The sequence below is a fragment of the Flavobacterium sp. AED genome (assembly GCF_000812945.1).
Lineage (GTDB): Bacteria > Bacteroidota > Bacteroidia > Flavobacteriales > Flavobacteriaceae > Flavobacterium.
In genome coordinates this window covers 227,655-240,336 of sequence record NZ_JSYM01000003.1, presented here as the reverse complement: position 1 = coordinate 240,336, position 12,682 = coordinate 227,655, and the positions used below count along the sequence as shown (strand labels likewise).

General features: G+C 35.1%; 14 protein-coding genes and 1 pseudogene. 5 read left to right on the top strand and 10 right to left on the bottom strand.

Annotated elements, in window-relative coordinates; genetic code table 11:
* Window positions 1-18: 18 nt before the first annotated feature.
* Window positions 19-1,158: a DUF4105 domain-containing protein gene (locus OA85_RS12605; RefSeq protein WP_039110133.1), complete on the bottom strand. Its 1,140-nt coding sequence runs from the start codon at window positions 1,156-1,158 to the stop codon at window positions 19-21.
* Between the two features lie 25 nt (window positions 1,159-1,183).
* The gene (locus tag OA85_RS12600) at window positions 1,184-2,170 is read right to left on the bottom strand and encodes a PorV/PorQ family protein (protein WP_039110321.1); all 987 of its coding nucleotides are present in this window, start codon (window positions 2,168-2,170) and stop codon (window positions 1,184-1,186) included.
* A gap of 277 nt (window positions 2,171-2,447) precedes the next feature.
* Between OA85_RS12600 and OA85_RS12595 the strand changes: the two genes are divergently transcribed.
* Window positions 2,448-3,170, top strand: coding sequence for a phosphatidylcholine/phosphatidylserine synthase (locus tag OA85_RS12595; RefSeq protein ID WP_039110132.1), 723 nt, complete (start codon window positions 2,448-2,450; stop codon window positions 3,168-3,170).
* Window positions 3,171-3,178: 8 nt separating this feature from the next.
* Window positions 3,179-4,042: a glycoside hydrolase family 25 protein gene (locus OA85_RS12590; protein WP_039110131.1), complete on the top strand. Its 864-nt coding sequence runs from the start codon at window positions 3,179-3,181 to the stop codon at window positions 4,040-4,042.
* An 88-nt stretch (window positions 4,043-4,130) separates the two neighbouring features.
* Here OA85_RS12590 and OA85_RS12585 read toward each other — a convergent pair whose 3' ends face one another.
* Window positions 4,131-4,445, bottom strand: coding sequence for a DUF86 domain-containing protein (locus OA85_RS12585; protein WP_369699886.1), 315 nt, complete (start codon window positions 4,443-4,445; stop codon window positions 4,131-4,133).
* Window positions 4,446-4,468: 23 nt separating this feature from the next.
* Window positions 4,469-4,768 (bottom strand): nucleotidyltransferase family protein, encoded by a 300-nt coding sequence (locus OA85_RS12580; RefSeq protein WP_039110130.1) that lies wholly within the window; start codon window positions 4,766-4,768, stop codon window positions 4,469-4,471.
* 48 nt (window positions 4,769-4,816) lie between these two features.
* On the opposite strand from OA85_RS12580, the pseudogene OA85_RS17630 reads away from it, so the two are divergent.
* Window positions 4,817-4,930 (top strand): annotated as a pseudogene (locus tag OA85_RS17630) (glycoside hydrolase family 25 protein); the annotation flags it as partial.
* Here OA85_RS17630 and OA85_RS12575 read toward each other — a convergent pair.
* The 5 genes from OA85_RS12575 to OA85_RS12555 all read right to left on the bottom strand — a co-directional run bounded on the left by OA85_RS12575 (window position 4,931) and on the right by OA85_RS12555 (window position 8,206).
* Complete coding sequence (locus OA85_RS12575; protein ID WP_039110129.1) at window positions 4,931-5,167, bottom strand: hypothetical protein; 237 nt, start codon at window positions 5,165-5,167, stop codon at window positions 4,931-4,933.
* An 84-nt stretch (window positions 5,168-5,251) separates the two neighbouring features.
* Window positions 5,252-5,992: an LPS export ABC transporter ATP-binding protein gene (gene lptB, locus OA85_RS12570; RefSeq protein WP_035667905.1), complete on the bottom strand. Its 741-nt coding sequence runs from the start codon at window positions 5,990-5,992 to the stop codon at window positions 5,252-5,254.
* An 87-nt stretch (window positions 5,993-6,079) separates the two neighbouring features.
* The gene (locus OA85_RS12565; protein ID WP_039110128.1) at window positions 6,080-6,433 is read right to left on the bottom strand and encodes a carboxymuconolactone decarboxylase family protein; all 354 of its coding nucleotides are present in this window, start codon (window positions 6,431-6,433) and stop codon (window positions 6,080-6,082) included.
* A complete protein-coding gene (gene tatC, locus OA85_RS12560) occupies window positions 6,426-7,241 on the bottom strand; it encodes a twin-arginine translocase subunit TatC (protein ID WP_039110127.1) in 816 nt (271 codons plus the stop codon). The genes OA85_RS12565 and tatC overlap by 8 nt, the downstream gene beginning before the upstream one ends.
* Complete coding sequence (locus OA85_RS12555) at window positions 7,241-8,206, bottom strand: SIS domain-containing protein (protein ID WP_039110319.1); 966 nt, start codon at window positions 8,204-8,206, stop codon at window positions 7,241-7,243. Before OA85_RS12555 ends, tatC begins: the two co-directional genes overlap by 1 nt.
* 85 nt (window positions 8,207-8,291) lie before the next feature.
* Between OA85_RS12555 and recQ the strand changes: the two genes are divergently transcribed.
* The gene (gene recQ / locus OA85_RS12550; RefSeq protein ID WP_039110126.1) at window positions 8,292-10,487 is read left to right on the top strand and encodes a DNA helicase RecQ; all 2,196 of its coding nucleotides are present in this window, start codon (window positions 8,292-8,294) and stop codon (window positions 10,485-10,487) included.
* Between the two features lie 73 nt (window positions 10,488-10,560).
* Here the strand turns inward: recQ and OA85_RS12545 are convergent, their stop codons facing one another.
* The gene (locus OA85_RS12545) at window positions 10,561-10,794 is read right to left on the bottom strand and encodes a hypothetical protein (protein WP_039110125.1); all 234 of its coding nucleotides are present in this window, start codon (window positions 10,792-10,794) and stop codon (window positions 10,561-10,563) included.
* 193 nt (window positions 10,795-10,987) lie between these two features.
* On the opposite strand from OA85_RS12545, the gene OA85_RS12540 reads away from it, so the two are divergent.
* Window positions 10,988-12,550 (top strand): NAD(P)/FAD-dependent oxidoreductase, encoded by a 1,563-nt coding sequence (locus OA85_RS12540; RefSeq protein ID WP_039110124.1) that lies wholly within the window; start codon window positions 10,988-10,990, stop codon window positions 12,548-12,550.
* The last annotated feature ends 132 nt before the right edge of the window (window positions 12,551-12,682 follow it).

Below are 12,682 nucleotides of genomic sequence, written 5' to 3'. Positions count from 1 at the left end.
ATAATGTAGCGTTGTATTTTAAATAATTATTGGAATGCGTTTTTTATTCTGAATTGCCAATTTTACTAAAATTATCATGCTTGTAATTACCAAAGGGAGTACAAGTAATAAATGTGCTTTGTCAATTAGAATGACTAAGTAAATCAGTAACGAAAAGATGTTGAATATAGCCAGATTGTAAATTCCCTTTTTGTTTTTTGTTGCGTATAAATAAAGCAGTCCCAATAAAGTAGGATTGAATAGCAAAATGTTGTAATTGTATCCTAATTCTAAATGGTACGAATAAAATCCCACAAACACGAAGAAGAATCCCAATAGTCCCATAATAGTAAGGTAAAATAGATTGATGCTTTTCTTATTGATCAGTACAACGAATCCCAGAAGAATTAAGTAAGTATAACAATTGTTCCACCAAGAACTGGAAACTTCTTTTTCAAATTCGATTATCGTTTTGTTTTCGGGAGCGAGAGGATGGTTCTGGAAAGACACTTTTTTAAGGCTTTTTTGTAATTCAAAAGGTAAAAAAATCTGGGTACCCAAGCCATCCACTTTTTTTCCGAAGATAATGCTGGTGCCTAATTTTTCATAAAAGTGATTGTCAAAATACGGATACAGTATGGTTCTATAGGTGATATCAGTATCGGTATTTTTTACTATAGCATTAGTGCCTAGTGTTTTATTGATGATGTCAACTACCATTGACGTACAGTTTTTATCAATAAATTTATACGTATAATGGCTGTCTCCTGAAGCTAAGGAAGTATTCAGGTTATCAAATAATTTTTGTTTGAGATTGTCCGGAATATTCAATTCCTGTTCGTAAACTGATCTTTTTTCATAATTGTATTCATTGATGAAATCGGCATAGGGATGCGCTACTGCAAAATACTGTAAGTCTCCTTTTATGAATTTCAAAACAAAATTAGGCGTGTTGAAGTCGAAAGCTCCATAGTTATACACTACGTCAATATTGTTGTAGGGATCATTGATGCGAATAGCAGTATGTCCAAACAAAGAATACGATTCGTTCCCTGTACCGCAAGTAAGTACGCTCACTTTCGCCTCTTTTGACAACAAAAGGTTTTGACCAAAACTTTGGTTTATGGTAATAAATAATATGATGAAAAAAGAAATTTTTTTTAATAAAGAGAAATTCATTGACTTGATGATTAAATAAATATAATTAATTTCGAAACAAACCTAAATCTACTTTCACCGAAAAAATATTCGAATACAAAGCGGTACTTTGATTGCCTAAATCGGTTAGTGCATAATCAATTTGGATGCCTTTGTATTTAAAGCCCAATCCAATATTGGGTTGAAATCCTACTTTTTCGGTACTGTCCAGTTGTTGTACTTTTTGGAAGTTCCCAACGCCAGCACGCAAGAAGACCAAATCGGTGTAGCCAAATTCCAGTCCTACCGCAGGATCAATACTTATAAAATTAGTTGAAAACGCGTCGTTAGTTTTGGCAAACCGCATGTTCATATTGGCTGCAGCCATAATACTATAATCGTAATGAATGATGAACTTTTTTGCTATTCCCAGTTGTGCTTTTGGAGCGGTAATTTCTGTGCTTTCAGGTAATTCCTGATTTTCTCCAGGAATGGCATTGGCAATTTTTTTATACTCGGCTTCATCAATATTCCATACGTTATAGGTAGTGGTTATGTCACGGACCATGATTCCAAATTGCCAGTCGTTTTTTTCGAATTGTAATCCAACATCAAATCCAAATCCCCAAGAACTGGCAAATTTTCCGATAATGCGACGGATTACTTTGGCATTTACGCCATACTGAAATCCGGGAACAGGAAGCTTTCTGGCATACGAAAAAGTAAAACCATAATCGGCCGTAGAAAAAAGGCTGATTCGGTTGTAGTCAATATTGCCCTGACTGTCTATTAATTCAGTAGTATTTAAAATATCATCCACGCCAAAACGAATTAAAGAAATCCCCCAAGCGCTGCGGTCATCTATAGGACTAGCATAAGCAGCATAATCATATTGTGCAATATTGGCAAAATAGTTGGCATGCATCAGGGATACCTGATGGTCTTCCAGATGAATAAGTCCTGCAGGATTCCAATACCCTGAATTGACATCGCTGGTAGAAGCCACTACAGTATTCGACATACCTAAGGCTGCCGCATCCACGCCGATATTCATAAACTCATTCGAGTATTTCCTGACGGCCTGACTGTGATTTACGGTACAAACCAAAAGCAAAAGCAATAAGTAGCCTTTTTTCAATAGTATTATTTTTACAAACAGAACGTTTGTTTAATTTTTATCAAAAATATAATTTTTTACTGAGGTTATTTCTTCCTTTGTATAAATATATACAAACATGAAACCGTTGTTGAAAAATCTCTATTAAAAAACGTACTTCTCCGTCACTTATTATGCTAAATTTGCCAACTTTGCATCACTAAACTTTAGAACTATGAATATTAAAAAGCATATCCCTAATCTCATTACATTACTCAACCTTTTTTGTGGTTGTATTGCTTTGGTATTTGTGAGTAAAGATCAATTTGAAATGGCATTCTTTTTTGTTTGTCTAGGGATTTTTTTAGATTTTTTTGATGGTTTTTTTGCCCGCTTGTTTAAAGTCTCTGGGCCTTTGGGATTGCAACTGGATTCCCTTGCAGATATGGTTACAAGTGGTGTTGTTCCTGGATTTGTAATGTTTAAAATGATGAGTAGCAGTTCTGCTGCTATGAGTGAAGGTTATCTTCAATTCTTTCCTTATTTAGGTTTTATCATTACTTTGGGATCCTGTTTTCGTTTAGCAAAATTTAATATAGATACTCGTCAAACCGATTCTTTTATAGGATTACCAACTCCTGCAAATGCCCTTTTTATATTAAGTCTTCGTCTAGTTTTAGATTATTATTCTGCGGATTCATTAATGGTTTTTGAAATTTTGACAGAGAAATGGGTTTTATTAGTGGTAACTTTATTAAGTGCTTATATACTGAATGCTGAAATTCCATTGTTTTCATTAAAAATTAAAAAGTTTAGTTTCAAGGATAATGCACTTCAGATTATCTTTCTATTACTGTCACTTATGTTGTTAGTTTTCTTCCAGTATTTAGGAATTCCGTTGCTGATTATTTTTTATGTTTTGCTGTCAGTAGTGACTAATAAATGGCTAAAAAAGTAATTTTTTGAATGAAAAGAAAGCCGGTCCGAAGACAAACGACTACAACTCGTAAACCCAAAAAGAAAGTCTCAATTTTCTCTGGGAAGCTCGTGCGTTTTTCTATTATTGCTTTTTTTATCTTACTGGTTCTTGGAGTTGGGTATCATTATCGAAATGGTTTAGCTTATTATTTTAGTTTTAAATCGAATAAAATGCTCAGCGAAGCAGCCGAGAGCAAGCGTATTTCCGATGTTCGAAATTTTCAGGTTTTAGAAAAACAAGAAGGGAAAAGCATCGGTTTAGATGTTTCTGAATATCAAGGAAAAATCAGTTGGTCTTATGTAGACACTTTAGAAAAAAAATATCCCTTACATTTTGTATTTATTCGAGCCACGGTAGGAAAGGACAGGAAAGATCGTCAGTTTAATCGGAATTGGCTTGGCGCCAAAGACAATAAAATGATTCGGGGCGCTTATCATTATTACCGTCCTAATGAAAATTCACTTGAGCAAGCGGCACTTTTTATAAAAACAGTGAGGCTACAAAAAGGGGATTTGCCACCTATTTTAGATATTGAAAAACTACCAAAAAATCAGTCTCTCGATAGTTTGAAAGTTGGATTGAAACGATGGCTGAAAGCGATTGAATTGCATTATGGAGTAAAACCGATTATCTATACCGGGGAGAAATATTACGATGATTTTTTGAAAGATGAATTTAGTAATTATCTTTTTTGGATTGCCAATTATAATTTTTACAGAGAAGAAATAGATGACGATTGGTTGTTCTGGCAGTTTACGGAGAAAGCCTCCGTACCAGGGATAAAAGGAAATGTTGATGTCAATATTTACAATGGTGATCTAGAACAGTTGCGGTATATTACTGTGGAGTAATTATTTATTTTTCAGTCGGAGTATTCAGGTCTGGTACTGTTTGCAGTAATTAGGCTTCAGATTAAGAAATGTTAGTAGTTTAAGGCTTTTAGTTGCCTTTCAATAATTTATCGATTTCGATTTTTAATTTTGGTAAATGATTGGTGATTATTGCCCAAATAGTTTCGTCTGATATGTTATCATAAGCATGAATAACTTGGTTTCTTAATCCAACTATTGCAGCAGCATCAGTAATTTTTGAGGTATAAGAATTATCAGTTTTTAATATTCGATTTATGGCTTCTCCAATTATTTCAAGATTTCTTTCTACAGCTCTTTTTCGCATTAAGTTTTTTCTGTATTCAAAAAAATCCATTCTTTCATCAATGAAATAACTGTTTATCTCAAATTGATACTTTAACATCGTAAAGCCATTTTAGGATTTTTTTATCCATAAATTAATTCTTTATTTTCTTCAATGGAACTAATTAAATAGGGGTTTTTTAAAGTTTGCTGTTCCACTAAATCAATTTCTCTGTGCAGTAAATTTTTGAGTTTATTTTTAAGATCAATATAATTTATAAAGTATAGTTTAAGATCAAAAGATTTAAATTTCACTAAAAAATCTATATCACTTTCTTCATTAAATTTTGTTGTAGTAGCTGAACCAAAAAGATATAATTTTTCAACATTATGTGTTTCACATAATTTTTTGATTATTTCTTTATTTTGGGTTATTAAATACATAAAAACAAAGATATAGATTTTTTTTTATATGTTGTTAGTTTCTGAAAATGGTTGTTCTGGCAGTTTACGGAGAAAGCCTCCGTACCAGGAATAAAAGGAAATGTTGATGTCAATATTTACAATGGTGATCTAGAACAGTTGCGGTATATTACTGTGGAGTAATTATTTATTTTTCAAGATAGAAAAGATTACAAAAGCAAAAAATAACAGCGCTCCAATCATAAAAAGTATTGATTTGCGATTTGCAAAGTTTATGGTGTTTCCTATCGAAGCATTTTTTTTAGGAGGTAAAATGCGTTTGTCTTCTTTGTTGTAATAAAATATTCCCCAAATCCAGTTGTCGGGATCTTTACTCCATTTCTCTAATGTCTCTTGACTTGGGTTGTCTTGATTTTTCATTTTTGTGAATTTCAGGCTAAATAAAAAATGATGAAATAGTAATTTTATAACCAAGCCTCTGATCACTCAAAAACGGACCACTTTTTAAAACTCCAATTTCTTCTTTCTCAACTCGAAATTTTGACCTAAATACACTCTTCGTACCATTTCATCTTCCACTAATTCTTCCGGAATACCCGCTTTTAGGATTCCTCCTTCAAACATAAGATAGGTTTTGTCCGTGATTGCCAGAGTTTCCTGAACATTGTGGTCGGTAATAAGAATGCCGATATTTTTATTTTTTAATTGCGCGACAATTCGTTGAATATCTTCAACGGCAACCGGATCGACACCAGCGAAAGGTTCATCTAGTAATATGAATTTTGGGTCGGTAGCAAGACAACGTGCAATTTCAGTACGACGGCGTTCTCCACCAGAAAGTAAATCACCGCGATTGGTTCGAATGTGTTCTAGGCTGAATTCTTCGATTAAACTTTCCATTTTGGCTTCTTGTTCGGCTTTGGATAATTTTGTCAATTGAAGGACGCTCAGTATATTGTCTTCGATACTTAATTTTCTAAAAACGGAAGCTTCTTGCGCTAAATAACCAATTCCCTGCTGTGCTCTTTTGTACATAGGATAATCGGTGATATTCAAATCATCCAGAAATATATTGCCTGAATTTGGTTTAACCAATCCTACAATCATATAAAACGAAGTTGTTTTTCCAGCACCGTTAGGTCCCAAAAGCCCTACGATTTCGCCTTGATTCACTTCTACCGAAATGCCTTTTACAACACTACGACCTTTATAGGTTTTTATAAGATTTTCGGCTCTTAATTTCATTTTTTTTTAGTTTAATCGTTTGATTGTTTAACTGTTTAATCGTTCAAATAAACGAATAAACAATTAAACGATTTTGCTTCTTAACAATTATTTCACAGCGGTTTCTTCCAATGCTTCCCAGAATTCGTATGCTCTGCGCAAATGAGGTACAACAATAGTTCCGCCAACAAGCGTGGCAATTCCCATTGCTTCCATCATTTCTTCTTTGGTCACCCCTTCTTTGTAGCTGGTTTCCAAATGGTATTTTACGCAATCATCACAACGTAAAACTGCCGAAGCCACTAATCCCAGCAACTCTTTTGTTTTAACATCTAAGGCTCCTGCGGCATACGCATTGGTATCCAAATTGAAAATACGCTTTACAATTTTGTTGTTGTCTGCCAATAATTTCTCGTTCATTTTAGAACGGTATTCGTTGAATTCTTGTATTATATCAGCCATTAGCTTTTTTTTGATTTCTTACTACTAGTTTTGAAATTAAGATGCTTAATTCATAGATTAATAACATAGGGATAGCAACAATGGTTTGACTAACCACATCAGGCGGGGTAACAATCGCAGCAACAATAAGTATTATGATTACGGCATATTTCCAGTATTTTCTTAAAAAAGTGGGTGTTACCAGACCTAGTTTTGTTAAGAAATAGATGATTATTGGCATTTCAAAAAATATTCCACTTGCTAATACTGATGTTTTTACCATACCTAAATAGGAATCCAAAGTAAATTGGTTCTTTACAATGTCACTTACCGTAAATGTAGCCAAGAAATTGACTGACATTGGAATCACTACATAGTAGCCAAATAAAACGCCTAAAAAGAAAAGTAGTGAGGAAATGAATATAAATATTTTAGCATTTTTTCTTTCTTTTTCATACAAAGCAGGACTTATAAATTTCCATATTTCAAATAGAATATAAGGAAAACTTAAGATGAAACCGGCCAAAAGACACATCCATACAAACATGTTTACCTGGCCTTCCATTTCTGTATTTTGTATTATAAAAGGCATTTCTGTGATGCAAATACTATCGGCAAAACCTAAGGCATGCGATAAATCACAAAAAAAAGTATAGGTTATAAAGGTTGGTCTTGTAGGTCCAAATATGATGATGTCAAATAGGTAATCACTTATGAAATACGTAAGAAAAGCCATTATTATTACTGCCATTGTACTTCGAACCAATAACCATCTTAATTCTTCAAGATGATCTAAAAACGACATTTCGTTTAAGTTTTTCTTCGCCATTATACTATTCCTTCTTTTAAAATATCGTGTAAATGTAATACGCCTTTGTACTCGCCATTGTCTACCACCACTAATTGTGTAATGGAAAAGTCTTCCAGAATATTCAATGCGTCAACAACCATAGCTGTAGATGCTATTAATTTTGGGTTTTTAGTCATGATGTCTTTGGCGGTCAAGTCAGCAAATGAATCACGGTCATTTAGCATTCTTCGAATGTCGCCGTCGGTAATAATTCCAATTACTCTGTCTTCATCTACAACGGCTGTTACACCAAGTCGTTTCTCTGAAATTTCGAAAATTACTTTCTTTATAGAGGCATCAGGAGTAACCATTGGTTTCAAAGTATGTTCGAGCATGTCTTTCACACGCAACAATAGTTTTTTACCTAAAGCACCACCGGGATGGTACACGGCAAAATCTTCTGGTTTAAAATCGCGCATTTCCATAAGGCAAACCGCAATAGCATCGCCCATGACTAATTGTGCTGTTGTACTATTGGTAGGAGCCAAATTGTTAGGACAAGCCTCTGCATCTACTGTAGTGTTCAAAACAAAATCAGAGCCCTTAGCAAGAAAAGAGGTCATATTTCCTGTGATTGCAATCAAGGTATTGCCAAAACGTTTTAAAAGCGGGACTAAAACTTTTATTTCCGGGCTGTTGCCACTTTTTGAAATGCAGATAATTATATCTTCGTTTTGGATCATTCCTAAATCGCCGTGAATTGCTTCTGAGGCATGAAGGAATAGGGAAGGTGTTCCGGTAGAATTAAAAGTAGCTACCATTTTTTGAGCAATAATGGCGCTTTTCCCTATACCTGTGACCACTAATCTCCCTTTGGAGTTGTAGATACTTTGAGTAGCTTCAATGAAGTTTTTATCAAGATATTCAGTTAGTTTAGCAATTGCTTCACTTTCAGATAAAATAGTTTTTTTGGCGCTAGCCAATATATTTTCTTTTGTTATCAAAACAGAATGGTTAAAATTTGTATGTTTAAAAGAATTTAGTATCTTTATGTGATGCAAATTTATACAAAATACCACATAATCAAGAATGAATTCAAACGAAATTGATATCCACAAAGAATTAAAAAAATATTTTGGCTTCAGCCAATTTAAAGGATTACAAGAACAAGTCATTAAAAGCCTCCTTAATAAGCAAAACACATTTGTGATTATGCCTACTGGAGGAGGGAAGTCACTCTGTTACCAATTGCCTGCTTTAATTCAAGAGGGAACTGCAATCGTAGTTTCGCCTTTAATTGCTTTGATGAAAAATCAAGTTGATGCCATTCGAAGTTTATCTTCTGAAAATGGGGTTGCCCACGTTTTAAACTCTTCCCTTACCAAAACGGAAATTGCTCAAGTTAAAAAGGATATTACTTCCGGTTTAACCAAATTGTTATATGTTGCCCCGGAATCCTTGACAAAAGAAGAGTATGTAGCGTTTCTTCAAACAGTACCCATTTCATTTGTGGCTATTGATGAAGCGCATTGCATTTCAGAGTGGGGGCACGATTTTAGACCTGAATACAGAAACTTAAAACACATCATCAAGCAATTAGGCGATATGCCTATCATTGGCTTGACCGCTACAGCTACACCAAAAGTGCAGGAAGATATTCTGAAAAATTTAGATATGACTGATGCTACCACTTTCAAAGCATCGTTCAACAGACCTAATTTATATTACGAAGTACGCACCAAAACTAAAAATATTGAATCGGATATTATCCGGTTTATCAAACAGCACAAAGGAAAATCAGGAATTATTTATTGTTTAAGCCGTAAAAAAGTGGAGGCTATTGCCGAAGTTTTACAAGTAAACGGAATAAGTGCCGTTCCTTATCATGCTGGATTGGATGCTAAAACCCGAGCTAAACATCAGGATATGTTTCTTATGGAAGATGTTGATGTGGTGGTGGCAACTATTGCTTTTGGAATGGGAATTGACAAGCCGGATGTTCGTTTTGTGATTCACCACGATATTCCTAAATCATTGGAAAGTTACTATCAGGAAACGGGTCGCGCAGGTCGTGACGGTGGCGAAGGCCATTGTCTTGCTTATTATTCCTATAAAGATGTGGAGAAATTAGAAAAATTCATGTCGGGGAAACCCGTTGCTGAACAGGAAATAGGTTTTGCCTTATTACAAGAAGTGGTGGCTTATGCTGAAACTTCGATGTCCAGAAGGAAATTTCTGCTTCATTATTTCGGAGAGGAATTTGATGATGTCAATGGAGAAGGTGCTGATATGGATGATAATGTCAGAAATCCAAAAACAAAAGTGGAGGCCATAGATCAAGTGGTGAAACTCTTGGAAGTAGTGCGGGATACGAAGCATTTGTACAAATCAAAAGAAGTTGTTTTTACGTTAATTGGCCGTGTCAATGCAGTTATCAAAGCACATCGAACGGATACCCAGTCTTTTTTTGGATGTGGTTCAGATCATGACGAGAAATATTGGATGGCCTTATTGCGGCAAGTTCTAGTTGCCGGACTTTTGTCGAAAGACATAGAAACCTACGGAATCGTAAAAATTACCGAGAAAGGATTGCATTTTATTAAAAACCGCGAATCCTTTATGATGTCTGAAGATCATGAATATAATGAATCCGAAGATGAAGCTATTGTTACTGCGGCAAAATCTACAGGAACTGCCGATGAATTATTGATGGGCATGTTACGGGATTTACGTAAAAAAGTTGCCAAGAAATTAGGTGTTCCTCCCTTTGTGGTTTTTCAAGATCCATCGCTCGAAGATATGGCTTTGAAATATCCGATTTCCCAAGAAGAATTGATTAATATTCATGGTGTTGGAGAAGGAAAAGCCAAGAAATACGGTGCGGCATTTCTCGAATTAATTAGTAGATATGTAGAAGATAACGATATTATTCGTCCAGAAGATTTAGTGGTTAAATCCACCGGAGTCAATTCAGTAAATAAACTCTACATCATTCAAAATATCGACAGAAAATTATCTCTTGATGACATTGCTTCCGCAAAAGGGTTAAAGATGGATGATTTAATCAAAGAAATGGAGCAAATTGTTTATTCCGGAACCAAGTTAAACATAAAATATTGGATTGACGATATGCTTGACGATGATCAACAAGAAGAAATTCATGATTATTTTATGGAATCCGAATCCGATAATATAGAAGCTGCACTCAAAGAATTTGAAGGCGATTATGATATTGATGAATTGCGACTGATGCGGATTAAGTTTATCAGCGAAGTGGCAAATTAGAAAGTAATCAGTTTGCAGTAATCAGTGTTCAGGAATTTTTGCTATCCGAATACTCATCACTGCAAACTGTAAACTAAAAAAGTTCTCCTCGATGCGGTTTCAAAGCATCTCTTACCTGAATCATGTTTTCATCGGTTACTACCATAAAAGCAATGGCTTGCATTTCACCATGAATTTCAAAACCGGTGATATTTAAGTCAAATTTTTCAATAGCGATATATTCTCTCAAATGAATTTCGTGATGCTCCGCCGTTTTTGCAGCTGCAGGTCCACGGAAATCCCAAATCAATTTTATTTTTCTAGACATTTTTTATCAGGTACAAAGGTTCATAGACTCAAAGAGGCAAAGTTACAAAGTCTAATTTGAAAATGAGCTAATTTGAAAATTTGAAAATGGATTCTTTATTGAATCACTAATTCCACTTCAAAATACTATTTTTGTACTTTGTTTTTGTTTTTCGAATAAACGAATCAACAAAACAATGATTAAATAAGATAAAATGCCTCAAGAACTATTATTACAAGTAACTCCGGAAATTGCTGCGAATGAATCGTTGCTAAAAGACCATTTGTCGAAACAAATTAAAGTTTCTGCAGATGAAATTCAGCATGTTTCTATTTTAAAACGCTCTATTGATGCGCGTCAAAAAGCGATAAAAATCAATTTGAAAGTGGCTGTTTATTTGAAAGGAGAATCTTTTAAAGAGCATAAAATCCAACTTCCCAATTATAAAAATATTTCTTCAGCTCCCGAAGTAATTGTTGTAGGTGCAGGACCTGCTGGACTTTTTGCTGCATTGCAATTGATAGAATTGGGTTTGAAGCCTATAGTTGTTGAGCGAGGAAAAGATGTACGTGGCAGACGTAGGGATTTGAAAGCCATCAATGTAGATCATCTTGTCAATGAAGATTCTAATTATTGTTTTGGTGAAGGCGGTGCAGGAACCTATTCAGATGGGAAATTATATACGCGTTCCAAAAAACGTGGCGATGTAACGAGAATTCTGGAGTTATTTGTCGCTTTTGGTGCTTCAGAAGATATTTTGATTGAAGCGCATCCGCATATTGGAACGAATAAATTGCCTCAAATTATTCAGGATATTCGAGAGAAAATCATCGAATGCGGTGGACAGGTTTTGTTTGAAACCCGATTGACTGATATTTTAGTAAAAAACAATGAAGTGCAAGGTATCGTCACTCAAAAAGGAGATACGATTCTTGCTAACAAACTCATTTTGGCCACTGGACATTCTGCCCGTGATATTTTTGAATTATTGGACAGAAAGGAAATTTTTATTGAAGCCAAATCTTTTGCCTTGGGCGTAAGAGCCGAGCATCCACAATCCTTAATTGACAGCATTCAATACAGTTGCGATTATCGTGGCGAACATTTACCTCCGGCACCTTATTCTATTGTAAAACAAGTAGGAGGCAGGGGAATGTATTCGTTTTGTATGTGCCCTGGTGGTGTTATTGCGCCTTGTGCGACGAGTCCGGGTGAAGTGGTTACGAATGGTTGGTCTCCATCCAAAAGGGATCAGGCTACTGCCAATTCCGGAATTGTAATCGAATTAAAACTCGAAGATTTTAAACCGTTTGCTAAATTTGGTGCTTTGGCTGGATTGGAATTCCAAAAAAGCATTGAACAACGCGCCTGGCATTTGGCTGGTGAAACCCAAAAAGTTCCTGCACAACGCATGATTGATTTTACCCAAAATAAAGTTTCATCGGATATTCCGAAAACGTCTTATGTTCCCGGAACGACTTCAGTAGAAATGGGGCAGGTTTTTCCTGGATTTTTAACGCAGATATTGCGAGAAGGGTTTTCTGAATTCGGTAAATCCATGCGCGGTTATTTGACTAATGAAGCGGTACTTCATGCGCCAGAAAGCCGTACTTCATCACCAGTACGTATTCCTAGAGATCCATTGACTTATGAGCATGTGCAAATAAAAGGGTTGTATCCTTGTGGAGAAGGAGCGGGTTATGCCGGCGGAATTATTTCTGCAGCTATTGATGGCGAGAAATGTGCGTTGATGATTGGGGCAATTTTGAATAAATAAAAAACCTCGAAAAATTAATCGAGGTCTAAATGGTATGTTGTTTTCTTACTGAAAAAGCAGTAGTTGTGTCTCATCGAGTGTAGTCGAGATAAAGTATTGTGTCTCCGACTGTGTTCGACTGTACAAAATGCG